Source organism: Nocardia sp. CS682 (assembly GCF_004634405.1).
GTDB classification, from domain to species: Bacteria; Actinomycetota; Actinomycetes; order Mycobacteriales; family Mycobacteriaceae; genus Nocardia; species Nocardia ninae.
In genome coordinates this window covers 7,511,511-7,536,430 of the sequence record NZ_CP029710.1, presented here as the reverse complement: position 1 = coordinate 7,536,430, position 24,920 = coordinate 7,511,511, and the positions used below count along the sequence as shown (strand labels likewise).

The following is a 24,920-nucleotide window of genomic DNA, read 5'->3' as shown; positions in this document are numbered from 1 at the left end:
GGACTGAAACATGTGTCGTCCAGTTACCTCCGACAAGACGGACTTTAACTGCCGCGATGCCGCCGTCATCCTGTGTTGGGCTATCGATGCGGTACGGCACGATACAGCTCCGCGAACAACGACCCCCGCATGCTGAGCGAACCGGGCGCGGCTGCGGATCGTCGACAAGCTAGAACTCTCACAGCGCCTCGGCATCGCCGACTGGGGCCAGCCCGCTGCCGACCGCTTCACTCGCGGACATGCCGCAGTCACACCTCGGCCCGTCGATGGGCGCGCGTTGGTCGCCCATCCAGATATGTTGGTCGACGTGGCTTCCCAGCGCGCAAATGGCTCCCCTCTCGCGTCAAGACATGATTCGCAGGTCGGGAGTATTCTGGTTATCGGTGAGTCCGGGTTGTGGCTTGTCCGAAGTGCCGGTGTGCGGGGTTGAGCCGGTCGCGCTGGAGTCAAGAGTCGCCCCCGATTGCCCTCCCGGGCTTGCCGTTTCCCGTCGTTGCTGGTCGGCGAGCATGCGCGCGTAGACGATATTGGACAGGCGGCGTTTCAACGCCCGCGTCGCTTCCATCGAGGTCTTGCCCGCAGCTTTGCGGCGGTCGTAATAGGTGCGGCCCGCGCTGGGATTACGCAGCTGAACGATGGCCATGATGTGCAAGACCCGATTGATTTTCCGGTTCCCGGCACGCGATAGCCGATGCCGTTGCTGCTGACCAGAAGAAGCATCCAAGGGGGCGGTGCCGTTCCAGGACGCGAACCGGTTGCGGTCCCGGAATCGGTGCAGGTCACCGACATCGGCAAGCAGCCGGGCGGCCCCAGCGGGTCCGATCCCGTTGAGGTCGGTCAAGGTGGAACCACGTTCGGCGACGAGCTCGCGCAATTCCTTATCCGCGGTCTTGATCTTGCGATCGATGACCTCCAGTTGACCGATCAACTCAACGGTCAGGCGGCGGCGGACCTTGCCTGCGGGATCACGGGGCTTGACGGTCGCGACCAACTTCCGTGCTTGCATCGCGGACAGGAATTTCTTAGCCCCGCCGGGCAGCAATTCCAGCAGCAACCGGTGTAAACGGTTGACGGTGTCGGTGCGGGCGCGGCCGAGTTCGTCGCGTCGGTCGGCGAGCATGCCCAACGCGATCAGTTCCGAATCAGCTTGCACGCGATGCAGATTCGGTGAACGTAAAGCCGCCAACGCTACTGAATGCGCATCGACAGGATCGGTTTTGCGGCCGTTGCCGGTGGCGAATACCCGCACCTGCGCCGAGAGTTTCGCCGGCACATCGACGACGGTTTCACCGTCATGGACCAGGCGGTGGGCGAGGTGGCGGCCGATGCCATTGCATCCCTCGATCGCCCACACCCGATCCGGGTATCGCCTTGCGGCGGTGAGCATTGCGCTGTAGCCGGCGTTGTCGGTGTCATATCGCCCCGTCGCCAGCACCGCTGCCGCGGGGTCGATGATTTCGATCGTGGCTGAGCGTTTGTGCGGGTCCATCCCGATGATGACCTTCACCAGTGCATCCTTCCCGAATCGACGGATGGTGTCCGTGCGGGAAGGCACCGCTACTTCGAGCTGGGCAAACCCCTCTTAAGCCATTCCCTGCACGGTGACCGGTGAGGAGCAAGCCATTTGAGAGCCACACCAATGACGCAGGTGGGCAGCCGATTACCGAGCTTCTCACCGGGCACCTGGACCCGATCCTGGCCGGGATCAAGCCCTAGCGCCAATGCTAAGTAGCCGAATACAGTGCACGCTACAGACTTGGGGTTCCGGTAGTAACCGCCGAAAAATCAACGGATATGGCGTAGCTGCTGGTCAGCGTCGGCGTTCGGCTCCCGGGCCCAGGATCGAGGTCAGCTCGCGCATCGCCTGCGGGGACGGTTTGAAGTAGCGGCGCAGGTTCTCGGCCTTGCGGTGTCGGGACTTGGCCATCAGTTCCAGCAGGCTGGCCCCGGCTTCCCCGAGGTGGGTCAGGCCGGAGTGGCGCAGTTCGTGCAGGTCCCAGCCGGTTCCGGGCCCATCGGCGGCGGTGGCGGTGTCGAGCAGGTCGCGGGCTTGGTCGTAGGACAGCCGGGCAAGGCCGGTGTCGGGGCAGACGTCACGGCCAGACGCGTACCGCCGTTCGCCGCAGTCACCGATGCCTACGCCCCCGGATGACAGAGTCGGCCAAGGTCTCTCGGGGCCCGCGCAATGAGCAATGCCGTCCTGCCTACCGGTGCCTCCACCCGGCCGGGTGGAGGCACCTTCGTCGTTCCCGGCTAGCGCCGAGTCCGCCGCGATCATGGAATATTGTGCCGGTCATGACCACGGATGACTGGTTGGCCGACACCCGAACCTCTTATGACACGGTCGCGGTCAGCTATGCCGACCAAGTGCGCGGCGCCCTCGCCGGACACCAGTACCTTCGCGCGGCTCTGGCGTTGTTCGCCGACAGCGTGCGGACCGCTGGCGGCGGGCCGGTCGCGGACGTCGGCTGCGGCCCCGGTGAAGTCACCGCCCACCTGCATGAGCTCGGTGTCGACGCCTTCGGTATCGACCTCTCCCCGGCGATGATCGACGTGGCCCGGCGCGACCATCCCGGCCTGCGGTTCGAGGTGGGCTCGATGACGGAACTGAACCTGCCCGTCGCTTCGGTGGCCGGCCTGCTCGCCTGGCAGTCGTTGATCCACATCCCAGACGACGAGGTGCCGACTGTATTCGGGCGCTTCCACCGAGCATTGCGTCCCGGCGGACCGTTGCAACTCCTGTTTCACGTCGGCGACGAGTCGCGGTTGAAGACGGAGGGCTACGGCGGTCACCCGATGAAGGTCCATGTCCACCGCCGTCAGCCGGACCAGGTGGCGTCCTGGCTGCACGATGCCGGATTCGTGGTCGAGGCCCAGATGCTGCTCGACCCGGATGCGAAAGCTCAGCAAGCGATTCTTTTCGCACACAGTAAGTCCTAACTTCTGCATATGTCGGGCTCGCCATTCGGAACCGCGGGTCCCCGACGTACGCCGCCCGCCACGAACCCGACCTCCGGCACCAACCAATAGCGTAGGGAGCCAAACCAACCAGCAACAGGCCATCACCGCAGGATGAACCAGGACTCACCCGCGACCAGCCACGGCATATCCGTTGATTTTTCGGCGGTTACTACCGGAACCCCGACTTGGGCCATGCTGTCCAGTCAGTCTCTGCCGCTGCCGATTTGGGCGTTGCGGGCCATTCGCCGTGAGATGATCTCGTGTGGGTCGGCACTGGGCCGAGCGGGAGGAGGCAACGCCATGTCTGGCGAGCAAGAGCCCGAGCAATTCTTTTACCGCGATTCCAGTGAACTGGAAGCCCTTCAGCCGGACGAAGCCCTCGGGGCAGACGAAGCCCTTGAGCCGGACGAAGCCCTGTCCGAAGACTCCTGAGCGCGCCTCGCAAGCGGTGAGTGTGCTGGGTGACAAGTTAGCGCCGACCAGACCTGACTTCAGTCAAGGCGAGTGAGCTGTAACGCCGCTGATCGTGTTGCCCGGCAAGCCAATCGCCTGCCGGGCATCGTCCTGTCATGCCGCGTGCAGCGCGTCTGCGAACGTCCGCAACTGCCGATGTCCGCGTCATCGGTAGCCGCTCGGACACGGATAAGGCCCGCAGGGAGGCGGCCGGCGTTGCCATGGCCGGATTTCTCGAATCAGGGTGCTGCGTGGCCCGCCGTTCGCCGCCTGCAGGATGTCCGGATCTCGCGTTTTCTCGTCCAGCTCAGTGGGGCCGAACACGTTGTCTCTCAAACACACTGAGCGCACGGCGCAGAGGTGCGCAGTGAGGAGAGGACGATCATGGCAGGCAACCCATTGGGAATTTCACTGGAACCGGCGGCACAGGTATTCGTGGACGCGACATCGGAACCGCCGTATCTGTACCAGCTTCCGCCGGAGGAAGGTCGCAAGACCGTCGACGGCGCGCAGGACAGCTCGATCTTCAAACCTGAGATCGACGAGGAGTGGGTGACCATCGACGGCGGCCCGACGGGCTCGGTGCGGGCACGTATCGTCAAGCCTCTTGGAGCGGCGGATCCGCTGCCGGTGATCGTCTATACCCACGGTGCCGGGTGGGTTTTCGGTGACGCGCACACCCATGATCGTCTCGTTCGCGATCTCGCGATCGGTGTGAACGCCGCGGTGGTGTTCCCCGAATACGATCGCTCGCCCGAGGTGAAGTATCCGGTCGCGAACGAGCAGTCCTATCGCGTGGCGCGGTGGGTGAGCTCCGACGGTGCCGGCAAAGGGCTGGATGCCTCGCGCATGGCCGTCGCGGGCGATTCCGTGGGCGGGAATATGGCCATCGCGCTGACCCTCATGGCCAAGGAGCGCGGTGATGTGTCCTTCGCGCAGCAGGTGCTGTTCTATCCCGTTACCGACGCGAACTTCGGCACCGATTCCTACCGGCAGTTCGCGACCGGCTACTTCCTGACCCTCGAGGGGATGAAGTGGTTCTGGGATCAGTACACGAACAGCGCCGAGGATCGTGCACGAATCACCGTGTCGCCGTTGCGCGCCGGCCTCGAGCAGCTCGCCGGGCTCCCGCCCGCGCTGGTGATCACCGCCGAGGCCGACGTGCTGCGCGACGAGGGAGAGGCCTTCGCCGCTCGCCTGCGGGCCGCCGGGGTGCCGGTCACCCAGGCTCGTTACGGCGGCATCGTCCACGACTTCGTCATGCTCAACACGCTCCACGACACCCACGCCGCCACCGCCGCCGTCGCGCAAGCCGTTGACGTGCTGACACGGGCACTGCACGGCTGATTCGGAAGGAGCCGACGATGATGACAACCGTTCGCAAAGCCGTTCTCGCGGCGGTGAGCGCCGCAGGGGCGATCGCGCTCGCGGCCCCTGTCGAGGCCGAACCGACAAGCCCGACAATAGTTCTGGTGCACGGTGCATTCGCCGACGCGACCAGCTGGGACAGCGTGGCCGCGAAGTTGCGCGCCGACGGGTACCGAGCGGTGGTGCCGGACAACCCATTGCGCGGGCCGGGCAGTGACGCGGCGGTCATCGAGCAGACCTTGGCCGGTATCGACGGCCCGGTCGTGCTGGTCGGGCACTCGTACGGCGGTGCGGTGATCACAAACGTCGCCGACCCGGATGTGCGAGCGTTGGTCTACATCGCGGCCTTCGCTCCCGCGCCGGGCGAGCCGATGTTCTTCGCCATCAACCCGTTGCAGTTCCCTGGTAGCCGGTTGCTGCCGCCCGCGTTGTCGCTGACGGTCGCGAACGGCGGTCTGGACGGCTATGTCGATCCGGTCTACTTCCGCGAGGTCTTCGCGCAGGACGTCAGCGATGTCACCGCTGCGAACATGATCGCGCATCAGAAGTCCATCGCCGCCGGGGCGAATATCGAACTGTCCGGACCCGCCTCCTGGTCGACCACGCCCAGCTGGTTCCTGGTCTCCGCCGACGATCGCGTGATCCCTCCCGCCGCACAGCGTTTCATGGCGCGGCGCGCGGGCTCGCGCACCACCGAGGTGACCGCCTCACATGCCTCTCTCGTCTCCCAGCCCGCTGCCGCCGCAGCGGTGATCGAACAAGCCGCTCAGTAAAAGGGAATTCGCCATGACCACACCGTCGTCGATCGATCAGCACACTCTCGACCAGATCAATGCCGCCAACGAAAGCGGCCGCACCCCGGTGGTTTTCGTGCACGGCCTCTGGCTGCTGGCCAGCAGCTGGGACCGCTGGGCGGAACTGTTCGCCGCCGCCGGTTACGCACCGGTGACCGCCAACTGGCCCGACGACCCAGAAACCGTCGAGCAAGCTCTCGAACACCCGGAAGTGTTCGCGGGCAAGACCGTCGGACAGGTCGCCGACCACGTCACCGCCGTAATCGAGGCCCTCGACCGCAAGCCCGCGGTGATCGGGCACTCCTTCGGCGGCCTGCTCGCCCAGATCGTGGCCGGGCGCGGACTGTCGGTGGCGACGGTCGCCATCGACGCGGCGCCGTTCCGTGGCGTACTGCCGTTGCCGATCAGCTCGCTGCGAGCAGCTGCACCGGTGCTGACCAACCCGGCCAACCGGCATCGCGCGGTGCCGCTGACCTTCGAACAGTTCCGCTACAGCTTCGCCAACGCGGTCAGCGAGGACGAGGCCAAGCGCCTGTACGAGACATTCGCCGTCCCCGCGCCCGGTGCTCCGCTGTTCCAAGCGGCCGCGGCCAACCTCAACCCGTGGTCGGAAGCCAAGGTCGACTACGAGAATCCCGATCGCGGGCCGCTGCTCATCGTGTCCGGCGAGAAGGACAACACGGTGCCGCGCGCCATCACCGAGGCCGAATTCCACAAGCAGCGCAAGAACTCCGACGTCACCGAGTTCATCGAGATCCCCGGGCGCGGTCACGCCCTGACCATCGACGACGGCTGGCGCGACGTCGCCGAAACCGCACTGAAGTTCATCCAGCGCTTCGCCTGAGCACTGAATCCGGGAGCGGGACAACGAGGTCCCGCTCCCTGGGCGGGTCAGCCGACGCTGTGCAGGGCGGACCTGAACCGCTGCTGATACTTCTTGGGCGAGATTCCCAGCCGCATCACGAAGGCCCGTCGCATGGACTCGCTGGTGCCGAACCCTGACACCACGGCTGCCTCGGTCAGCGAGTGCCCGGCCTCCAGCTTTCCGCGAGCCACGGCGAAGCGCACGAAGCTCACGTACTCGGCGGGAGAACTGCCCAGCTCGCTGCGGAACAGGCGGGTCAGATGACGGGAGCTCACCTGCACATGCGCGGCAAGGCTTTCCACCGTGTACGGGAATGCCGGATCGGCCCAGATCAAATCGGCGACCTTGCGTACCAGCGGGCTGCTCGGAGTGGGCGCGGTCAGCGCCGCCGAGAACTGCGACTGGCCACCGGCCCGCTGCATGTACACCACCAATTGCTGCGCCACCTTGCGTGCGATATCCGCACCGTGGTCCTCCTCCACCAGAGCCAGCCCGAGATCGATGCCCGCCGCCACGCCCGCGGAAGTGTAGAGGTTACCGTCGCGCACGAAGATCGCGTCGGCGTCGACGTCGATCTGCGGGAACTTCGAGGCCAAATCCCTTGCGAACTCCCAGTGGGTGGCGGCGCGGCGCCCGTCCAGTACACCGAGATGGGCGAGTACGAACGCACCGTTGCAGATCGAAGTGAGCCGTCTGGCGTTCCGAGCCAGTTCCCGAGCACCTGAGAGCACCGATTCGGTGACGAATCGGGCCGGAAGCCATTCGCTGCCCGGGATCACCACGGTGTCGAACCGTCCAGCGTCGGACACCGCGCATTTGACCCCTACCGGCCCGCCGATCGAGGTTTCGACCGGCCTCCCATCACTGGAAACCAGCACCACCTCGTAGGCCGGCAAGGTTTGGTTGGTCTGCACGAAAACCTCTGCGGGACCAACGAAGTCGAGCATCTTCACCCCGTCGAACAGCAGAATCCCGATACGCTTGCGGGTCATTGCCGACTCCTCCCCGGCCGGTGGCCGTGCCGAATCTGTCCGCGCCGATCCGTTCGAGAGTGCACGACAGCGGTCCACTCACCGACAGCTCTGCCCGCGGCTTCGAACCTATGATTCGCCCGCATCAGCGGAATCGCTTTGCTCAGTGTGCATCGATTCATGTTCCGAGTGCGCAAGCGACGGCGCACCGATTGCGCCCCGCACAGCGGCGGGCCAATCTGGATTCAGTCGATCACTAGAGGTTGGTATGACGACAGTGTGGAAGTCAACGGATGTGCCTGCCGCACAGCGGGCGGATGCCGTGCGGGAAGCCGTCGGCAGTCAAGTTGTCCGCGTGGACATCGACCTGCCCGAGGACCCGCGAGAGGTCCAGGTCGACCTGAGTCTTTCCCACGCCGGACCCGTCCAGATACTGACCGTCAATTCCATGGCTACCACCGTGACCCGGAGCCCCCGTCTGGCGCGTGAGGAGAACGAACCCCAGCTCTTTCTCACGCTTCAGGGAGCCGGTGCCTCTGCGATGACCCAGCACGGTCGAGAGGCAAAGCTGAGCACCGGCGAGTTTGCTGTCTACACCACGTCGAGTCCCTACACTCTTGCCTTCGACCAGGGACTGGACGCACACTTCTTCCGGTTTCCCCTCGCCGAGCTGGCGATGCCGGAATCGGCTATCCACGAGGTATCCGCGCGTGTCCTCGGCGCGAGCAATGCTGTCGGCCAACTGACAGCCGGCTATTTGCAGCGCATCGCCGAAAGCACGGATCTGCGGTCGCGGGCGATCGCCGACACCCTCGCTCAGCCGACCATCGATCTGGTCCGCGCGGCCCTTTTCAGCAGCATGGCCGACCCGCGGGTCGGCAAGGAGTCGATGCAGACCACCCTCGAACTGCGTCTATTGGAATACCTGCGTACGCACCTCGGTGATCACAGCCTGACTGCAGCGAAGATCGCAGCCGCGCACCACATTTCCGTCCGGCACCTTTACACCGTGCTTGGGCGGGCCGAGATAAGTCTGGGCGAATGGCTGCGCACCCAGCGTCTGGAAGCCTGCCGACGCGAGCTTGCACATCCGAATGCCCGACATCGCACCATCGCCTCGATTGCCTACCAGTGGGGTTTCGCCGACGCCACCCACTTCAGCCGGGCCTTCCGCTCCGCGTACGGATTGACGCCGAGCGACTGGCGCAAAGCGAAAGCGAAGCCGCCCAACAATATTCGCTGACCACGCTCGCGCTGCCCGGGGCTCGACCATCTCGGTTTCGCCGACCTCGGGGTGGTGGGGTCAAACGACCGCTCTATGCCGCGTGGCGCGCGATCCCCAGGCCGCGCGGCTCCGGCTGGTGAACGCACTGAACTGCCAGGTATGCGTCGGTTCTGGGTCTACAGGTTGGCTCTGTCCACGAACTTCAACGTCAGTTGATCAGTGCCAACGAGAACACATCATCTCCCCGGACGCGTGGTTAACCGCAGCCGAAGAGCCTGCGGCATTCATTGGGCCGCCAGTAGCCGGACCTGACCGGCGGCCTACCCAGGGCACCTCCTATCGGACTAAACATGCTGGATGTGCGCGTTACATGAAACCCGAAACTGCACACCCACAGCCGCAGCGCAGGCGAACAATTTCAGACGGCGACAATATTCCATTGATAAGATTCAGAATGGGCGTAGTCTGCGGGGCCTCGGTCAATTGTGTTGCGGATGTCGCGCATCAAATACTTTTCAGAGTTGTCTTTCCCTGTATCCAAGAATACAACAACGCCCTCCGAGATCGGCTTTGCGGTAAACTTCGCCGCTTGATCGCAGTCATTTGGTTCATATCTTGCCGGAGGAGCTACGTGGGCTTCAGTATCGTTGAGCTCCTCCTCGGAATAGCGGTCCAGGGACCAAGAAATACATTTTCCCAAGCCGTTGCGAAGATTAATCTGCCCGCCTTCCAGTCGCACGGCGATCCACTGGACCCCCTTGTCGCTGGTGTCGCAGTCCAGATGCACTAACTTGATCTCCTTCGTGGCGTCGCCTTGGTCAACGCCCATCCCTGTGCAGTCCACTCGCTTACCCGCTTTCATCGTGAACGGTCCGGACGGCAGTGGATCCGTCGCACTGGCCTGCCCCATCCCGCACACCGAAACCCCGGCGGCAACAGACACGATCGCTATTCCACGAGCTACTGCGACGACACCAGCATTACCTTGAGCACGATGCATAGTATGTCCAATCCGTAGGGGTGGACCAGCCATTCCGGTCCACCGTACTTCCACGTATTCGAACCAGCGGAGATTCCGGATGGGACTGTCAGGCAGCACAGGGCGGTCGTCGGGCAAACCTCCACTCATCGGCGTAAGACGTTCTGCGGCGCTCCCGCCCAGGCTGACTTTAGTTAGTGCTAGTGAGCGATAATGCCGCGGAGCGCGCGCTGGTCAGCCGTCCAGATTGCTGGTGGACAGGGCTTCCCGACGCGCGCCCATGCCGAATTCAGTGCGTCCATTCGACCGCTTCCGTCACGCCCGCCGGCGCTGTGGGCCAGCAGCCGGAGAGCGGCTGGGCGCTGCGTCGTGCAGCCATGTCGCCCCCTTGAATCGGCCGGAGTTCAGTGGAGTCGCAAGTGCCCGGGGAATGCGCCAGAACAATTTTCCGATGCACGGACATCCTCCATGCGCCCGACGTGTGCCGGGTGGCGAGGATCCAGCATCGTGATGGAGAACCCGACTCCGCCTGAGGTGATCTCGAAACCCCTTCGACAGATTCTTTGCCTTGAAATGCCGGATACCGCGCCCGGCGAGCTCATGCTCGAATTGTCCGAACGCGACGGGAAGGGTCGATTGCGAGCAAGTTATTGACGTGTCGCCGAACTTCGCTCTGACACGCCGTAATGTACGATCCGCCGATTGGCGTCTCACGCCTTTTGTTCAGTTGTCGAGTTCGTATATTCGTTGGGCGTTGTCGCGGAAGACTTTGCGGAGGACATCGTCGCCGCGGGGGCCGAGAAGGTCGGCCAGCATGCCCGCTACAGTGGGCACCGTCGTATTCGGTCTGTCCATGGGAAAGTTCGATCCGAACATCAGGCGATCGGCTCCGAAGGCATCGATCACATGGTCCATCAGGGGACGCCACAGGTCGCGGAGTACCTCGTAGCGACCGATATTACCCTCCGGTTCGTGGCCGTACCCGAGTTGGGGAAATGCGAAGCCCGAACTCTTGGCGACCACGTTCGGATATTCGGCCACAGCCGAGATCCCGTCCCGCCATTCGCTGGCGATGCCAGCGCGCTGGGCCATCGTCCATCCGGTCCGCGATCCCATGGGCCCGAAGAGTCCGATCGGGGTGGCGAGGTGGCTCACCACAATCGTCGTCTGCGGGAATTCGCGCGCCAGGACCGGGACGTCCGCGAGTTGGTTCGAATTGACAGTGGCCTCGAAGGACAGGCCCCGTTCCGCCACGGCGGGGAACCCCGCGAGGAAATCCCGGCTGGCCAGCAGTCCGGGCGTATCGCACAGGCTTTTGACCTTCGGATCCGGGTGCCAGGCGGCAAGCTGACGTATGCATTTGACCTTCGTACTCACCTCCAGGTGAGTATCGAGGAGAGTTCTGCACTCCGGATCCCTCGGGTCCGCTCGGGCAATGATCGCGGCCAGGCTCGGACGGCCGTCCTTGCCGAAGGGCAGGGACATCAGCCACCGCGTCTCGTCGGCCGCCGCCAGCGCCCCCTTCGCCGCCCACCCTGCCTCGCAGTGCACGACGGAGCGGATCGGCGCCCCCACCGCCTCGACCACTCCCTCGACATCCGCCGTGTACTGGTCGGGGAGGTACGGCCGCGCTGCATTTTTCGGGGTGAGAAGAAGTTCCTGGTTCGGCTGCCCAGCCAGCCGCCCGAAGTGCTTTTCGACAAAACCGGGTGCCAGTCGATACATCTTCGCCAGACCGCTGGCCTCTCTCGGGGTCTGGAACGGGTCCCACTCATGCATATGGGCGTCGACGATCCCATCGACGACTCCTTCGAGACTGTTCGACATTGCTCCTCCTCAAAATCACCCCAAGGCTTCGGCTACCAGGTCAGCGCTGCGGCGACCAGGGGTTCGGCGCCCCCGCCAATGACTTCTTCAGAGCTGGACGTATGGGGGTCGGGTCGGGTCGACGAGGATCGGTATCGCGGGTCCGTAGCCGAACAGTATGAACACCGCCGGTTCGGTCGCATCCGGCAGACTCCCGTCGTAGTGCGGGGTGCCGGCCTTCCGAATTACGTACTGTCCCTGGGTCATCGGTAAAGTGGACGCGAGATCGATGCGGGTGCCCGCGCCGACGGACCAGGTTCCCGACACCACGATCGCTTGCCGGTCGGTCAGGTACGAGTGCGGTGTGCTCATCCAGCCCGGAAACCAGCGGGCATAGCAAACATAGAAGCCGGGCTTGAGGAACGAACCGAGGATCGGCACTGTTTCGAAGGTCCCCGGCGGATGTCCCGGCGGCGCCTCCCACGCCGTGTCGTCGGGGAGGCCGACGACCGTGGTCCCCGATCCGGGGGAACGGCCCTCGACGTCCCGAAAGGGGGAACACGCGCCCAGCAATCTTCGTGCGTCCACGACCGGCATCGCCATCTTGGTGAGAGCGGATGCCAGTGCGTGTTCTATGCCCCCGTCGTCGTTCGTGGTCACACCGACCTCCTAGTTCCCGGAAAGTGGAGTGCGCATCGTCTTGTGCATGCGTTTACCCGCCGTTGCGCGCCCGAACCGAACGGCCGGTTTGACGCTGCGCGCGTGACGGTCGGAGCCCGACTTGAAGAGCCCGAGTACGGCCCTCTGGGAATCCGCGGCCTCTTCTACAAACTCGCCGAGAACCTGGGCGCCGGCATCCCTGAGGAAGATTTCAACCAACGGCCAATCCTCAGCGGCCAGCTCCGACCGCCCTCCGCATAGCCGCCGCTACCGGTCAAGATGCCGCATCTCACGTTGAAGGAGCTCGGCGGAACTGTGGCTTGACCCCGGCAGTTCGACAAGTAGTGGAATGTCCGCACATGCCGCGTGGCGCGCGGCACTTCTGTCCAGTCTGTTTCTGCCGCTTACGATTTCGGACGCTACGAGCAGTTCGCCGTGAGATCATCTTTTCTGGGTCGGCGATGAGTACGTCGACGGTACGGACGTTTTCCACGTCCGCGAATACCTCGATGACGGCAAGAAGACCGGTAGCTGATACCGGCAATGTTCCTACCCGGCAGTGGATTACCTGACCGGCCCCCAAAACCACAAAAGAGGGATTGGGGCATTCTGTTTACAGCAGTTCGGGCGCGAACGAATTAACCGCTGCAAACACGAAACTTAACGCATCATCATCGGTCAAATTGTAATGAAACGCTACACCCCTCGCGACAATGCGACCATTGATCTCGGTGCTATTCGTTGATGTCTCCTGCTTCTGTTTCCGGAATTCCTCAGCAGTCCTCTTCCCCAGCTCTATTGTGTTACCGCGATCCCTCCACGTCAAACGCGCCAGATCATCGCTGGTGCTATCGAGCGCGAACAGAAATTCCTTCTCTTCGCTCGTCAGCAACGTTAAATGATGCTGTTGATACAGCAGCCCCACCGAGAACCCGACACTCACGCCGAACGCGAAGATGGCTGCTGCAAACCCTGCCCATTTCCGTTTACTCACGCACCCGAGCCTAGCACCGTATTTGCTGGCATCGGTAGATCCCGGGGGCAAATCCTCCGGCGCAGGTGCCGGAGGGAGGGATCACAGCCACCGAAGTTGTTCACCGGGACCAGGGACGATTTTCAAGCGTCGCTGGCCGCTCTGCGTAACACCGAACTGGTCACTAATGGCTAGCGCCGACACCCGAATCGACATTAAGGAGAACACTAATGCCAACAACGTTCGAGACAGTTTTCGACTCCAAATTTCTTTGGACAGCGGCGGGACCTAGCTCCCTGCCGGGTGGGCTCCAGCGGTTCGGGTCATCTATCTTCGAATGAGGTTCGGTCATGTCTATCTACATTGTCCCGAAATCGGAAGGCTCGAAGCGTCCGAATCGGTTCGCGTTCCGCTGCCGCGACGGCGGCAAGGTCTACTCTGTCCCGAAACTTCAGTACCTGTCCGGCGACGGTAGCGACTACATCGAGTCGGCTATTGCTGACAAGGTCGATGAGATTCGGATGACTCGGCGCCTGCTGATCATCGAATGCCCCGAAGCAGAGGACGAGATTGGCGGATGGCAGGCGATCAGATTGCCCACCTGTCCAACCAATGGGCTGAGGCTTCAACGGCGACTGTGGGGGAATCGGACGGCTCCGCCGACTCTTAGCCGAGTACGCGGGGCCTATCGAGGCCGAATTACTGTACCGCGGTTTCCGTTTGGCCGATATCGGTACCGAACGCTTGTCGTGGCATGAACTGGATGTGTTCCTGTCCCATCTACCGCCGACAGCAGACAGCGCGCTGTATCGCGCACGGTATCCCCGCTCATGGCACTGGACGCCGGACACTGAGCCATTGGCGCTGGTTGTGCACGCCGCACAGGGCGCGAACTGGCAACGCGCCGGGCAGACCAGGAGGAGGCAACACCATGTCGGATGAGCAAGCTACACCCGAAGTCACGGACCTGGACGAGATCCCGGCAACCCTGCTCAGGCCCGATGACGCGGCAACGCTGAGTCTGCGATACGTGGAGGGAGTGCCCACGCTCGTAGTCACCGGCGGAGCCGCTGTCCCCGAGATCATCACAGCTGTGGACGACTCGGGCACTCCCGTGGTGCAGTACACCGCGAGCCCAGTCACGTCCGCCCGGGCTTCGCACAATTTCGTGTACGGAGGCCCGGAGCCTCAGACCCGCTAGTGCTTCGGGATTATCTGTAGCGGTTGACGATGGGTCGACCAGTTGCCCGGCAGGCCAATCGCCTGCCGGGCATCGTCCGGTAATGCCGCGATCCGCGCGGAACCGAGGCACTCAGTGCGGGCGTGCGGAATATCAACGGGCAGAGTCCATCTCAGCATCGGCAACGCACCATATTGCCGAATTTGGTGCGTTCCGCGTGACCGCAGGGCGGGGCCGGGCGTTAGTCGAACCTGTGGTGGTCGGCTGCTGCCGTGCTCGATGTGCGCGCCTGGCTAGTGGTGGGGCCCGTGCCAACCCCGGGCTCCGCCAAGTTTGACCGTATAGTAGACGATCGAGGCGCAATCGAACGTACGAGATACGATAGCTGTAGCTCGTCGGTATGTAGAGCAGGGGCGAATGTGGGCGAGGGCAAATTCCAGGACACCGACATCTCCACCCGCACTCTGGTGGAGAGTCTCGTCCGCGAGGACGCGACAATCGCAGCTGGTGAACTCTACGACGTCGCCAATGCACTCAGCATGAGCGATCAACAGGTCCGGCTCTGCATCAAACGGCTCGTGGCGGAGGGCAAGTTTGTTCAGGAGGGTCGCGGCCGCAAGGCCGTGCTGCGCGCGACGGAGCTGACCCGTAACAGTCTCGAACCCGACCTCGACTTCGTGCACTACATGTATGCCCAGGATCGTGGAGAGGTTTCCTGGGATGGGCGCTGGCACTTGGTGGCGTTCGGTGTTCCTGAATCCGCGCGGCATGCCCGCGATTCCATGCGCGATACCATCCTGAGGCTCGGTGGCGCGCCGATTCAGGGTGGCCTCTACGTTTCGGCGAATCCGTGGGAAGAACGAATCCGTTCCGCCGCAACAACGCTGGGCGTTTCCGATCACATCACCACTCTTACAAGCACCGATCTGGCCATCGGTGGCCATACCGCCCCACGCGATCTTGCCGAGCAGTTATGGCCGCTCGGCCGCATTGCCGACGGTCACCGGCGGCTGCTGGTGTCCGCCGAGCAGTATTTGCAGGAGCTACGGGAGTCCTCGCGTGTTCGGCATCTGACGATCGCCGTCGCGTTGGCCGCGGAGTTCACCCACGCCATGGAGCCGGATCCGCTGCTGCCGCCTCAGCTGCTTCCTCAGCCGTGGGTCGGCACGGCCGCGCGCGCGGCGGTGGCCGCCTGCTGGGTGGAACTTCTCAAATCCGAACCCGCGCAACCTGTTCGATTGTTCCGCTGGTACTCGAAGGTCACCGGCGGGGCCACCACCTCCACTCACGCGTCGTAGTTCGGGACCCGTCGCCAGGGCCACGCACCTCGACGCACCACATTCGACGCAGCGACACCGCGGTCAGCGCTGTGGCCAGCAGGGACTGCGGTAGCGTCGCTGCCCCCAGAAGCAGCCCGACAGCGGACTCGACGAAGACGAGGCGCCGAGTCAGACGCAGATGATGTAATCCGCGCGGGCACGAACGTGTGGTGCTGTGGTTCGCCATCGGCACCCCTGGTTCAGATCGAAGCGAGCTCGGCGGTGCCGATGATGTGGTGGAGCACTCGGCGAGCAGCGGCAGGTGCCAGGGTGATTCCAGAATGCATACAGGCGACCAATACCTGAGGGGCGGTGCGCAGGGTGCCCAGGTAGGGCCGGCCAGCGGTGGGCATCGGCCGGAAGCCGACGCGAAAGTCCATCAGTTCCAGGAAATTTCGCAGGCCGAAATCGCGGCGGACGGCGTCGAGTGCCCGGTGTACCCGGATCAGGGGTCGATAGGGATCTTCCGTCGCCGCGTAGCTCTCCGCGCCCAGATATGTTCCCCGGTGCCAGGGCCGGATCTCGTAGTCCGGGCCGGACAGGACTCGTCGCGACAGCTGCGCGCTGGTTCGGAAGGTGTATCGGATCGTCGGTGCGGACTCGACCGCCAGCACGGCGCCCACCTGGGCGGCCAGACGTGGGACACCGAGCCCATTCGCCAACACCACATATCGCGCATGGAAGACGCCGGCATCGGAGCAGACCTGTACGCGACCGTCGATCTCAACCGCGATTTCGGAGACGGCAGCTTCCACGACCCGGGCACCGAGGTCTCGGGCAGCGGCCAGCAGTGTTCGTCGCATTCGCCCCGGTGCAACAGCACCTTCCTGCGGTGCGTACGCCGCGATTTCCGGTCGGCTACCCAAGGTGGGTTCCAGACGTGTGAAGCCTTCGGCATCGACGGCCTCGGTCGGGAAGCCCAGCCCCTGTTGTGCCCGCACGAACGATTCGGTGTCTTTCGGCGTTCGGAACCAGGTCAGTGACCCTGCCCAGGAGACCGATAGCGCACCGTCGAGATCCGCGTCCAGGGCGCGGAAGTCAGCGATGGCGTCGTGGTGCAGTTCGGAGCCGCTGCCGGTACGAGTAGCACCGATCCATCCGAACGCGCTATCGGTTACTCCCGCCCCGCGCACATCGAGATCGATACAGGTTACGCGAATACTGTTGCGCGCCAATGCATAAGCGATGGCAGATCCCACCACGCCCGATCCGATGACAATGACGCCGGTCGCCGCCTGGTCGAGATCTCGCATGTGGGGAAGGTCGCGCCTGCGCTGCCGGACGTCGTCGATCCTGCAACGGCGGTCGATGCCCAGGTGCCGCGTCGACGTCGATGGGGTGGCGATCCCAGCGGAGTACCCGGCCATATCTCACACCCTTTCGGTGACTCATAAAAACTATCGTAACTGATACGATCGTAATGACTATGAACGAAGGAAGGGTGATGAACTCTCTGACCCGCAGAGCAGCGCTGCTGCTCGTGACCGCAGCGATCACAACTGGAACGGTCCTGGTCCTCCCGGCTGCGGCCGCGGAGCACCGTCCACGCATCGTGTTGGCGAGCAGTGCCGCGCACGATCACCGCACTGACTCCCCGAGGTCGGACCTGCCGCACCACTACCCGGGCACCGGGGATCAGCGGTGTGGCGGCAGGTTCCAACGCCCACTCTCGCGAGTCCCGCGCCCAGACGGCGATGGAAAGGCGCTGTGCCGACCGCGAGCGAAGTGGTGCACGGCGCCGTGCGCGTGAAGAAACAACCCCCAGCCTTGGAAGTTAGGAGTATCCGATGAAGGTTCTCGCATTGGGAGGGCCGGGTGCCATGGGCACCGTGGCCGTGCACACCGCGGTGAATATCCCAGGCGTGACGGAAATCATTGTGGCAGACAGGGATCTGGCCGCAGCCGAAGGTTTGGCACGCCGCTTGGCCGACGTACCCACGCCTGTCCGGGCGATCCAGGTGGACGTTACCGACGATGTTCAGTTGCGCGCAGCGCTCGCACCGGCCGACGTGGTGCTCAATACCGTGGGGCCCTACTACCGCTTCGGGCTGGCGGTATTACAAGCGGCGATCGACACGCGGACGCACTACCTCGATATCTGCGACGACTGGGAACCCACGATGCAGATGCTCGAGCTCGACGCGGCGGCGCGGGCCAGGGAAGTGTGCGCGATCATCGGCATGGGCGCCAGCCCCGGCATCAGCAATTTGCTGGCGGCAATCGCTGCCGCGGAGCTCGACTCGGTTCGCGACGCCTACACCGCGTGGCCGGTCGACGTCGACGGCGCGGGCGATACGACCCGGGACGACGGGCAACTGCTCGGGCCCGACGGTCGCCCTTCTGCCGCAGCGGTGCATTGGATGCAGCAGAGCAGCGGCACGATCAAAGGCGTGACCGCCGGTCGGCTCAGCGAGCAACGCCCCCTTCGCCCGGTCACACTGGCGCTTCCCGGCGGACGACGCGGCACCGCGTACTCCATCGGCCACCCGGAGCCGATCACCTTGCAGCGCACCCTGAAACCCAGCGGCGATGCGATCAATCTGATGGTGATGAGTACATGGGCAATGGCCTACCTCGATACCCTGCGTCGCGATATCGACAGGGGAAAACTCACCAACGAAGCCGCGGCGGGCGCCTTCGCCGACCCGAACCTGCTACGGATCCTCCGCTCGGCGCCAAGAGCGCTACGCGCCAAGGGGCCCGGAACCCTGCCGCCGTTCTTCGCAGCGGTGTCCGGCACCAAGCGAGGCCGCCCGCACATGGTCCTGGCACACCTGAACCCGGCCGGCCCGCTAGAGGACCCGGCCCACACCTTGCTCGGCGATATGGCGCGGGTAACCGGAATCCCGTTGGCGATCGGCATGGCGCAGGTCATCGACGGCTCAGCCCGTCGGCCGGGCGTGCACCCGCCCGAAGCCGTCATCGACCCCGGGCGGTTCTTCGAGGTTCTCGATGTCGTGTTGGGTCGCCCGGCAGGCAGCGTCCCTGTCTATCTGGTCGAGCAGGAATCAATCGGATAGTCGACAGAAGGCCGGTCCGGATGTCGGACCGGCCCTCTCGATCAGATGGAGCGAAATCTGTTCAGCGGACCACCTGGTTCCCGGCATACTCACGCAAGGAATCAAGGTAGCCGGGTGCGTACAGCGTGCGTGGCGCGAACAGCGCCACCACTGCCGCCCGCCAATCCTGGTCATTGTCGAAGCGGGCCTTGACGATGTTGTGCGAGGCGTCCGGATAGCGCTGCACCGTGAGCTGGTGCGGCGGAAGGATCTCGCGGTAGACGCGTTCGGTCTCATCGACGTCGACATTGAGATCGTCGTCGCCCAGCGCCAGCAGTATCGGCACCTTGACTCGCGGCAGAACCGTGGTCACGTCGGAGCGATAGTTCCGTTGCACGAAATTCCAGCGTTCTTCTGGCATCGGGTCCGAGTCGTGTTGAGCGGCGAGATATTGCTCATAGGTGGCGTTCTCGCGTAGCGCCCGCAAACCGGCGTCGCGGCGATCGAGGGCAGCGGCGATATCGGCCTGAGAAGCGCCTCGATGCCGCATCTCGGCGAGCAGGTTGTATTCACCTTGTCGCAACCAATTCACCGCCGCGCCAACAAGAACCACGAACTGTAGATCGGGCAGATTCGCCGCCACCTCAGGCACGACCCAGCCGCCTTGACTGATCCCCCACATACCGATCCGACGCGGATCGATGTCATCGCGCTGGCGCGCCCACGCAATCGCCGCCTCGGCCTCGGCCGCGCGATCATGCATGCTCTGATCGAGCCAGTTCCCCGGCGCCCCATCGATTCCCGGCTTGTTCCAGGACAGCGACGCGTACCCGGCCTTGGCGAACGACTCCCAGATCGGTTCGTAGAACGAGTCACGGGTGGCATTGGCAGGCCCGTCCCCATGCACGAACACAACCAGGCCGTAAGGCCCTTTCCCGTGCTCAGGCAGCGCCAAAGTCGCTTTCAACGGCTGGGTCGACCCGGGAATCGTCAATTCCTCCTGCCGGATGGCGAAGTCGTTCGCGTAGATCACCCACCCGCCCGCGCCCACGACCAACGCCACCACGCAGCCGACAGCGATCAACGTACGACGCAACCACCGCTGGGACCTACCCGCAACGCCCCTGGCCGAAGACCCTTCCGAGGAAGACACTGCATCACTGGATCTGTCCATATATCTAACGTATCAGAAACGATCGTTTTGCATACAGACGTATCGATGCCTTTTATGTCGCAGGTGGCGCAACGTCATCAATGGAGCATCTAGGTGCAACCGAGGAGGCGGACGCCCGCTTCGTCGCAGGTCAGAAGGCATCGAGATGAGGCAAGCTTACTTGGGCGTACGGCGAGATCATGGCCACAGTTAACTATCGTGCATATAACGCTCGTTACAGATATGATCGTAGGATGTCAGCACCCCAGAGCGTTCGCTTGCCTCATGACAGCTCCCGATACGCAGTAGGCGCACGTGCACCGCAGCGCCCGCTGGCCGAGGGAGGTCAAAAGATCAGCCTGCGCCGTATCACCGCACGCACCGTCGCCGACATATGCGACCTGAGCGAAACCCTCACAACCGAACAGCGAGCGATGGTCGCCGACAACGCGATCTCGATCGCCGACGCACATTTCTCCGAAAGCGCTTGGTTCCGCGCGATCTACGTCGGCGAAGACCCGGCTGGATTCATCATGCTGCACAACGGCTACGACTACGAGGACGGCCTCGAATGCCATGGCGTGTTCCTCTGGCGCCTGATGGTGGCAGGACCGTACCAAGGCCTAGGGGTCGGCCGCAGAGCGATCGAAATGATCGTCGAGAGCCTCAAAGCCCGTGGTATCAGCGAACTCTACGCCGGCTGTGGCCAAGGCCCCTCCAGTCCGGGCCCGTTCTACGAAAAGCTCGGCTTCGTGCCCAGCGGTGTCTTCTACGGTGATGACGACGACGAAATCGGCATCGTGCTTCGCTGGTAGCCCGCTATCAGCTGCACCGATTAACCCGATCTCCCTGCCAGGCGGCATGGACGTTGTCTACACACCGTCCAGCCGAGCAAGAACTTGCTGACGAACAGGACGAGGCGGCGACCCGGACAACCGGAATCGGCTTCGACGATCCGGTACGTTTTGCCGTGGCCGACTTCCACGCCGGAGAAAGCATGCCGTGTACTGCTTCAGGATGCTCTTTCGGCGATGAATACGAATGCCGGTTGAGTGATAGCCCCGCTTCGTTTCAGCGCTGGACGATTCGGCTCCGCTTATAAAGGTTCACTCCGCCGCCTGAGATGAACACCGTGCAATCGGCGTTCCTGGCGCGCATCCATTGCTCTTTTATCTTGATTCGCCTTTCCCACTGCGCCGACGAGTGGCTGGCCAATCGAAAGGGAGGCTTCGGCCTCGACCTGAAAGTGAGGGGTATCAGGGGACCGCTGAACCTGCCCGCTCTGACGTGGCAGGACACCGTGTCGACAGTGATGGGAGCACCGCCTTCGTTGGTCACCCGCGCCCACACGACGAGAGTCTCGGTGCCCTCCCGATGGCCCGCCACCGAGAGCCTGAGCTTGGGCTGCGGCGCACCGGGAAGCAACGTCTGGATCCCTCGGGCGATGGCGGCTATCAACCCTCCTGAAGGATCGAGTCCGTCAGTCATGACGGTAATGATGGCAGGCGAAGCAGGTACAGGACAGTGCGATTCACGGCCAGCGTTCGAGGAAGGTGGCTGTCGGCGCCGAGATTCCAGCGGCCACCGACATCCGGCGGATGGTACGCACAGACTTTTGACGATGCCTCGATTCACGAACTCGCGCGCCGCATCTTCGTGAAATACACCGCCGGTTCCCGCGCGATCAGCCCGTACCCGCCGTCCGGAGTCGCCGCGAACGGAGCGGGCAAATACAGCACCGGCAGCACCTCACCGATCAACGGACGCTGCTCCCGCGTGATCCGATAACCGATCTCGACCACCTCGGGCACATCATCCTCCACAACCGCACCACCCTCGCGCCGGACACACCGATGCGGTTCGAGCCGCACCGTCCGAATCGCCGTACGCGCCCATCGAAACAGCACGCACTCACTCGCCCCCGGTCGCGCGTACTCCACCAACCCCCCACCATCACCCCAGAAGACGAACTGCTCATCCTCCATCGAGCTGTGATACCCGGCCTCCACACTCCACTGACCGACGATCTCGTCACCACGCATCGAGCGATTCAACCACCGCGCCACCCACCCAACGAGCATGTCCACACATGCCGCTGTGCGCGCTGAGCGAAGCAGCCACACCGTGGTGGCCGGGCACCCCGAAGTCGCTGCGGCTCAGAACATCCGATAGTGCCGAATACCGGCTGTCGGGGAACGATCCCGCAGTACTCATCAGGCCGTGAAGCATGGACAGCATGGCATCGAGAGCAGTGCCGTAGCTTTGGTGTCCCGGGCGTTCGCAGTCTCCAGCACCCATCTTCGTCATCCCGGCATGCCTTCTGACGGGATACGTTGTCCGCCTGTGGGTTCGGCTGAAGGCACGCCGGAATGACAGTAGGGTTGTTTCAGGCCTTGGCGGGCCCGGGTGCAGGATTTCGCTGCGGACGGGCTGCGCGGGTAGCGTCGCCCGCGGAGAGGTCGGTCAGAGGGGATGAAGGCATGATGGTGTCGCTGGGGCGGTGGCGGCGCTCGGTGACGTGCTGGCGTGTGTTGACCCTGGTCCTGGTCGCATTACCACGGGTGCTCGATGTGCCCTTCCCGGAGCTGCCGGACAGCGACGCCGGGGCGATCCACAGCGAGTCCACGGCGTTCGACGTAGCGGCGTACTCCCTGTCGTCGCCGCCGCTGCTCGAGCAATGGCTCGAATATGTCGCAGAGTCCGGCCTCGTGGTGCTGCTGCCCGCGGTCGTATTCGTGCTGCCGCGCAGGTATGCCCGGCTCGGAACGCGCTGGGCCGCAGCTATTCTGGCCGTTCTCGGTGCGGTAGGCGGATATCTCGGGATGTCGTCGCTCGAGTACGGCGCCACGCCGGTATCGGGTTTGCTGTTCCTGTCGCCGTTCTACCTGCTGGCGGCAGGCGCGCTCGTGCTGAGTGAACGGCAGCACCGGCCCGAGACGAGTGAGCCCGCGACGAGCTAGCGTTGCCATGACAAAACACTGGGGCGTGTTTGTCATATCTCCCACACCGGAGACCATGCAGTCCTCTAACGGTGATCGACCCGCCGATCTACAAATGTGGTCGACAGCGCGCGGGGTGATCAGTTGAATCGGGGCATGATGCATGTCCGGTTCGAGTTGGCGCCCCTCGAGAAGGTTGTTCCGTGGGGCGAGCATCGCCGTCTGCAGACCGATCGCCGGTGCGTTGCACTCCACCTGCGGACCAGATTCCCAGCAGATACCTTCTCCCCCTCAGACATGGAAAGACGGTACGGCGCACATGATTGAGCGTCATGACAATCCGCATAAGCGGACCTATTGTCGGCGACGTTCTGAAGGCCGATAAGGCTGAGAGCAGCGATGCGAGGTAGTGCCGCTGGCCGAACCGGCCAGCGCGGCCTGGCGAAGGTCAACAGACCCAGCTGATCCGGCGCCGGCCCAACGCACCAAAATGCCGATTTTCGTACGTCTGCTGCCCGGTTCTGGACCGCCGGTAGCTCCTAGACCGGTCGGAGACGACATCGCTGTCGGCGCGGGCAGCGTGATCACCCGCGACCTACCGCCGCGAGATTTCGCGGCAGGCAACCCGGCGCGGGTGATCCGCGAGCTTCAGCCCGCTGCTAGGCCACCTTTACTTCATCACCGTGCACCGGGTCCTGGTTGAGGGGTCCCGCCATCTCGTCGCCCTTGGCGTCGAGCGCGTACAGGAAGACGTAGACAACCTCCGACTTCTTGAACGGCTTCTTCTTGGGCTGTGGGACGGACACATTCACATTGTGCGATTGGCCGTCACAGGTGATCCCTGATGCCTTGCCGTTCGGATTATTGCTCTTTCCCTCACCGATCTCGGCCTTGATGCCTTTGAAGCCCCACTCCTTCTCGCACTGGTAGTTGACGGCTAGCACGACCTTGTCGCCGGAGATGTCCCCCGACACCACGCCTGCCGCTCCGGTGAACCGGTCGTCGGCATGTGCCACGCCCGATCCACCTGTGATGAGCGCGGAAACAGCGATGGCGATTGCGAACACATGGGGCCTCATGGGCACTCCTCTGCAGCCGGGGTCAGATACAGCTGCTTATTCGGTCCCGCAGCACGCTCGGATGGGTCGGAACCGCTGCGCTCGGGGTCGGTTGCGGCGATACTTCTGAGCTGGTCGGCACGTTCGTGCACGGTCAGTAGTAGGTGGTCGAAGCTGGCTTGCCGGCGGTCAACCAAACATCCGGTATGCCGCGACCCGGCAGACCGCGCTGACCTAGACGGCCGCACGACATAACTGAGGATCAACGCCCAAGGCCATCTCGGGGCGTTCGTCATCTCTGAGAATGTCCGAAAATGCCGCGTGGCGCGCGTTGGTCGGCTGATGACGGCTGCCCGACCGGGCAGATATTGGCGGAGTGTCGCGCGAGCGTGTCCGATCCGGCGTGCGTGCTGTTCCGAATAGAAGTTCATACGATAGTGCCCGCAAGAGAGCACCAGGAGATCCCGCTGTCGTATCCGGCCCCGCAGACCTGCGAGGTCAACGGTCTCCCAGAACATCCGATGGTGCCGGATTGACCATGGCCGGCTGACTATCTTTCCTGGCGTCGCCGGTGGTATGGCGTAGTAGTCGCCAGGCCCGCCCGGCACAGGCCGGGCGTAGCCAGTGAGTAACCAGTTGCGTTAGCCGAGTGGTTTTTCACACAACACACGAGCCTCGGCTTCGGCTTTGCCGTCGACGCTCGAGCCCCCCTCGGAGTCGAAAGACAAAACCTGCGCGTCCTTACCCTCCTCTGGGGCAATAAAGATGGTCTCCGCCTTGACCTTCAATATGTTTTTCAACCTCTGAAACACCCCATCGGGTATCTCCTCGTAGTTCGCCAGCTTGCCGCCCCAGTCCTCGCAGACTTTCTCGGCATCGGTCGCGTTCCAGACGATCTGGCCGGAGAGGCGATATTGGCGCTTGTTGGATTCGGCCTTGATGATCAAATCTTTCGCGCTTGTCGAGCTGTCGGGTTCGGCGTAGGCGATCGTGGTCTGTACTGGCCCGATAGCCATGGTGGCCGCCACGCTGGCAAGGATTCCTTTCGCACCCAACCGCAGGCGCTTGCCGGAGATGTTGTGAAGCGTCATGAGCAGCCTTCCGTCGTCGTTCTGCCTTGTTCGCACCTGGTCCGGCCCCGTCGTGCGCCGGGAAGATCCAACCAACCGCAACTGTTCCAGCTGGTTATTCGAGGCTCGAGCCTCGCCGGATCGGAG

General features: G+C 63.7%; 23 protein-coding genes and 1 pseudogene. 11 read left to right on the top strand and 13 right to left on the bottom strand.

Features of this window, described 5'->3' with window-relative positions:
* Positions 1 to 343: 343 nt before the first annotated feature.
* Together DMB37_RS34115 and DMB37_RS41555 are read right to left on the bottom strand one after the other, a co-directional pair.
* Complete coding sequence (locus DMB37_RS34115; protein WP_135230933.1) at positions 344 to 1,507, bottom strand: IS110 family transposase; 1,164 nt, start codon at positions 1,505 to 1,507, stop codon at positions 344 to 346.
* Positions 1,508 to 1,810: 303 nt separating this feature from the next.
* Complete coding sequence (locus DMB37_RS41555) at positions 1,811 to 2,278, bottom strand: hypothetical protein (RefSeq protein ID WP_240771778.1); 468 nt, start codon at positions 2,276 to 2,278, stop codon at positions 1,811 to 1,813.
* A gap of 17 nt (positions 2,279 to 2,295) precedes the next feature.
* Here DMB37_RS41555 and DMB37_RS34105 point away from each other — a divergent pair, with 17 nt between their 5' ends.
* From DMB37_RS34105 to DMB37_RS34090, 5 genes are all read left to right on the top strand, one after another.
* A complete protein-coding gene (locus DMB37_RS34105; protein ID WP_135236193.1) occupies positions 2,296 to 2,940 on the top strand; it encodes a class I SAM-dependent methyltransferase in 645 nt (214 codons plus the stop codon).
* A 321-nt stretch (positions 2,941 to 3,261) separates the two neighbouring features.
* The gene (locus DMB37_RS41765) at positions 3,262 to 3,393 is read left to right on the top strand and encodes a hypothetical protein (protein WP_255508328.1); all 132 of its coding nucleotides are present in this window, start codon (positions 3,262 to 3,264) and stop codon (positions 3,391 to 3,393) included.
* Between the two features lie 405 nt (positions 3,394 to 3,798).
* Entirely contained in the window at positions 3,799 to 4,761 is a 963-nt protein-coding gene (locus DMB37_RS34100; protein ID WP_135236192.1) for an alpha/beta hydrolase, read from the top strand.
* Positions 4,762 to 4,778: 17 nt separating this feature from the next.
* Positions 4,779 to 5,555, top strand: coding sequence for an alpha/beta fold hydrolase (locus DMB37_RS34095; RefSeq protein ID WP_135236191.1), 777 nt, complete (start codon positions 4,779 to 4,781; stop codon positions 5,553 to 5,555).
* A 13-nt stretch (positions 5,556 to 5,568) separates the two neighbouring features.
* The gene (locus DMB37_RS34090) at positions 5,569 to 6,420 is read left to right on the top strand and encodes a carboxylesterase (RefSeq protein ID WP_135236190.1); all 852 of its coding nucleotides are present in this window, start codon (positions 5,569 to 5,571) and stop codon (positions 6,418 to 6,420) included.
* A 47-nt stretch (positions 6,421 to 6,467) separates the two neighbouring features.
* On the opposite strand, the gene DMB37_RS34085 is transcribed toward DMB37_RS34090, so the two are convergent.
* Complete coding sequence (locus tag DMB37_RS34085; RefSeq protein WP_135236189.1) at positions 6,468 to 7,433, bottom strand: GlxA family transcriptional regulator; 966 nt, start codon at positions 7,431 to 7,433, stop codon at positions 6,468 to 6,470.
* Positions 7,434 to 7,680: 247 nt separating this feature from the next.
* On the opposite strand from DMB37_RS34085, the gene DMB37_RS34080 reads away from it, so the two are divergent.
* Complete coding sequence (locus DMB37_RS34080) at positions 7,681 to 8,655, top strand: helix-turn-helix domain-containing protein (RefSeq protein WP_135236188.1); 975 nt, start codon at positions 7,681 to 7,683, stop codon at positions 8,653 to 8,655.
* Between the two features lie 400 nt (positions 8,656 to 9,055).
* On the opposite strand, the gene DMB37_RS34075 is transcribed toward DMB37_RS34080, so the two are convergent.
* From DMB37_RS34075 to DMB37_RS34060, 4 genes are all read right to left on the bottom strand, one after another.
* Positions 9,056 to 9,580: a hypothetical protein gene (locus DMB37_RS34075; protein ID WP_135236187.1), complete on the bottom strand. Its 525-nt coding sequence runs from the start codon at positions 9,578 to 9,580 to the stop codon at positions 9,056 to 9,058.
* Positions 9,581 to 10,339: 759 nt separating this feature from the next.
* Entirely contained in the window at positions 10,340 to 11,443 is a 1,104-nt protein-coding gene (locus DMB37_RS34070; RefSeq protein ID WP_135236186.1) for an amidohydrolase, read from the bottom strand.
* Positions 11,444 to 11,530: 87 nt separating this feature from the next.
* On the bottom strand, positions 11,531 to 12,082 hold the full coding sequence (locus DMB37_RS34065; RefSeq protein ID WP_135236185.1) for a hypothetical protein: 552 nt from the start codon (positions 12,080 to 12,082) through the stop codon (positions 11,531 to 11,533).
* Positions 12,083 to 12,695: 613 nt separating this feature from the next.
* Positions 12,696 to 13,076, bottom strand: coding sequence for a DUF732 domain-containing protein (locus DMB37_RS34060; RefSeq protein ID WP_135236184.1), 381 nt, complete (start codon positions 13,074 to 13,076; stop codon positions 12,696 to 12,698).
* Between the two features lie 1,578 nt (positions 13,077 to 14,654).
* Between DMB37_RS34060 and DMB37_RS34055 the strand changes: the two genes are divergently transcribed.
* A complete protein-coding gene (locus DMB37_RS34055; protein WP_167769018.1) occupies positions 14,655 to 15,533 on the top strand; it encodes a PaaX family transcriptional regulator C-terminal domain-containing protein in 879 nt (292 codons plus the stop codon).
* Positions 15,534 to 15,754: 221 nt separating this feature from the next.
* On the opposite strand, the gene DMB37_RS34050 is transcribed toward DMB37_RS34055, so the two are convergent.
* Positions 15,755 to 16,807, bottom strand: a complete 1,053-nt coding sequence (locus DMB37_RS34050) for an FAD-binding oxidoreductase (protein WP_167769017.1) — start codon at positions 16,805 to 16,807, stop codon at positions 15,755 to 15,757.
* A 534-nt stretch (positions 16,808 to 17,341) separates the two neighbouring features.
* On the opposite strand from DMB37_RS34050, the gene DMB37_RS34045 reads away from it, so the two are divergent.
* Positions 17,342 to 18,574, top strand: a complete 1,233-nt coding sequence (locus DMB37_RS34045; protein WP_135236182.1) for a saccharopine dehydrogenase family protein — start codon at positions 17,342 to 17,344, stop codon at positions 18,572 to 18,574.
* A gap of 61 nt (positions 18,575 to 18,635) precedes the next feature.
* Here the strand turns inward: DMB37_RS34045 and DMB37_RS34040 are convergent, their stop codons facing one another.
* Complete coding sequence (locus tag DMB37_RS34040) at positions 18,636 to 19,637, bottom strand: S9 family peptidase (RefSeq protein ID WP_240771777.1); 1,002 nt, start codon at positions 19,635 to 19,637, stop codon at positions 18,636 to 18,638.
* Between the two features lie 323 nt (positions 19,638 to 19,960).
* On the opposite strand from DMB37_RS34040, the gene DMB37_RS34035 reads away from it, so the two are divergent.
* Positions 19,961 to 20,521, top strand: coding sequence for a GNAT family N-acetyltransferase (locus DMB37_RS34035; protein WP_135236180.1), 561 nt, complete (start codon positions 19,961 to 19,963; stop codon positions 20,519 to 20,521).
* A gap of 816 nt (positions 20,522 to 21,337) precedes the next feature.
* Here the strand turns inward: DMB37_RS34035 and DMB37_RS34030 are convergent.
* Positions 21,338 to 21,748 carry a hypothetical protein gene (locus DMB37_RS34030; RefSeq protein ID WP_135236179.1) on the bottom strand — a complete coding sequence of 137 codons (411 nt, stop codon included), beginning with the start codon at positions 21,746 to 21,748 and terminating at the stop codon, positions 21,338 to 21,340.
* A complete protein-coding gene (locus DMB37_RS34025) occupies positions 21,738 to 22,013 on the bottom strand; it encodes a hypothetical protein (RefSeq protein ID WP_135236178.1) in 276 nt (91 codons plus the stop codon). The genes DMB37_RS34030 and DMB37_RS34025 overlap by 11 nt, the downstream gene beginning before the upstream one ends.
* Positions 22,014 to 22,186: 173 nt before the next feature.
* Here DMB37_RS34025 and DMB37_RS34020 point away from each other — a divergent pair, with 173 nt between their 5' ends.
* The gene (locus DMB37_RS34020; RefSeq protein WP_135236177.1) at positions 22,187 to 22,666 is read left to right on the top strand and encodes a hypothetical protein; all 480 of its coding nucleotides are present in this window, start codon (positions 22,187 to 22,189) and stop codon (positions 22,664 to 22,666) included.
* A gap of 526 nt (positions 22,667 to 23,192) precedes the next feature.
* Positions 23,193 to 23,348: pseudogene (locus DMB37_RS41550) on the top strand (sugar O-acetyltransferase); the annotation flags it as partial.
* Here the strand turns inward: DMB37_RS41550 and DMB37_RS34010 are convergent.
* Together DMB37_RS34010 and DMB37_RS34005 are read right to left on the bottom strand one after the other, a co-directional pair.
* Positions 23,305 to 23,724, bottom strand: a complete 420-nt coding sequence (locus tag DMB37_RS34010) for a hypothetical protein (protein ID WP_135236175.1) — start codon at positions 23,722 to 23,724, stop codon at positions 23,305 to 23,307. The pseudogene DMB37_RS41550 and the gene DMB37_RS34010 overlap by 44 nt on opposite strands.
* Positions 23,725 to 24,344: 620 nt before the next feature.
* The gene (locus tag DMB37_RS34005) at positions 24,345 to 24,794 is read right to left on the bottom strand and encodes a hypothetical protein (protein ID WP_135236174.1); all 450 of its coding nucleotides are present in this window, start codon (positions 24,792 to 24,794) and stop codon (positions 24,345 to 24,347) included.
* Positions 24,795 to 24,920: the final 126 nt, after the last annotated feature.

Bases quoted from the DNA above. Each gene is read 5' to 3' on its own strand.
- DMB37_RS34020 (WP_135236177.1), top strand. From the start codon at position 22,187: ATGATGGTGTCGCTGGGGCGGTGGCGGCGCTCGGTGACGTGCTGGCGT.
- DMB37_RS34050 (WP_167769017.1), bottom strand. From the start codon at position 16,807: ATGCGAGATCTCGACCAGGCGGCGACCGGCGTCATTGTCATCGGATCG.
- DMB37_RS41765 (WP_255508328.1), top strand. From the start codon at position 3,262: ATGTCTGGCGAGCAAGAGCCCGAGCAATTCTTTTACCGCGATTCCAGT.
- DMB37_RS34070 (WP_135236186.1), bottom strand. From the start codon at position 11,443: ATGTCGAACAGTCTCGAAGGAGTCGTCGATGGGATCGTCGACGCCCAT.
- DMB37_RS34035 (WP_135236180.1), top strand. From the start codon at position 19,961: ATGTCAGCACCCCAGAGCGTTCGCTTGCCTCATGACAGCTCCCGATAC.
- DMB37_RS34085 (WP_135236189.1), bottom strand. From the start codon at position 7,433: ATGACCCGCAAGCGTATCGGGATTCTGCTGTTCGACGGGGTGAAGATG.
- DMB37_RS41555 (WP_240771778.1), bottom strand. From the start codon at position 2,278: ATGATCGCGGCGGACTCGGCGCTAGCCGGGAACGACGAAGGTGCCTCC.
- DMB37_RS34105 (WP_135236193.1), top strand. From the start codon at position 2,296: ATGACCACGGATGACTGGTTGGCCGACACCCGAACCTCTTATGACACG.
- DMB37_RS34030 (WP_135236179.1), bottom strand. From the start codon at position 21,748: ATGCGTGGTGACGAGATCGTCGGTCAGTGGAGTGTGGAGGCCGGGTAT.
- DMB37_RS34095 (WP_135236191.1), top strand. From the start codon at position 4,779: ATGATGACAACCGTTCGCAAAGCCGTTCTCGCGGCGGTGAGCGCCGCA.
- DMB37_RS34025 (WP_135236178.1), bottom strand. From the start codon at position 22,013: ATGACGAAGATGGGTGCTGGAGACTGCGAACGCCCGGGACACCAAAGC.
- DMB37_RS34090 (WP_135236190.1), top strand. From the start codon at position 5,569: ATGACCACACCGTCGTCGATCGATCAGCACACTCTCGACCAGATCAAT.
- DMB37_RS34045 (WP_135236182.1), top strand. From the start codon at position 17,342: ATGAAGGTTCTCGCATTGGGAGGGCCGGGTGCCATGGGCACCGTGGCC.
- DMB37_RS34080 (WP_135236188.1), top strand. From the start codon at position 7,681: ATGACGACAGTGTGGAAGTCAACGGATGTGCCTGCCGCACAGCGGGCG.
- DMB37_RS34010 (WP_135236175.1), bottom strand. From the start codon at position 23,724: ATGAGGCCCCATGTGTTCGCAATCGCCATCGCTGTTTCCGCGCTCATC.
- DMB37_RS34100 (WP_135236192.1), top strand. From the start codon at position 3,799: ATGGCAGGCAACCCATTGGGAATTTCACTGGAACCGGCGGCACAGGTA.
- DMB37_RS34005 (WP_135236174.1), bottom strand. From the start codon at position 24,794: ATGACGCTTCACAACATCTCCGGCAAGCGCCTGCGGTTGGGTGCGAAA.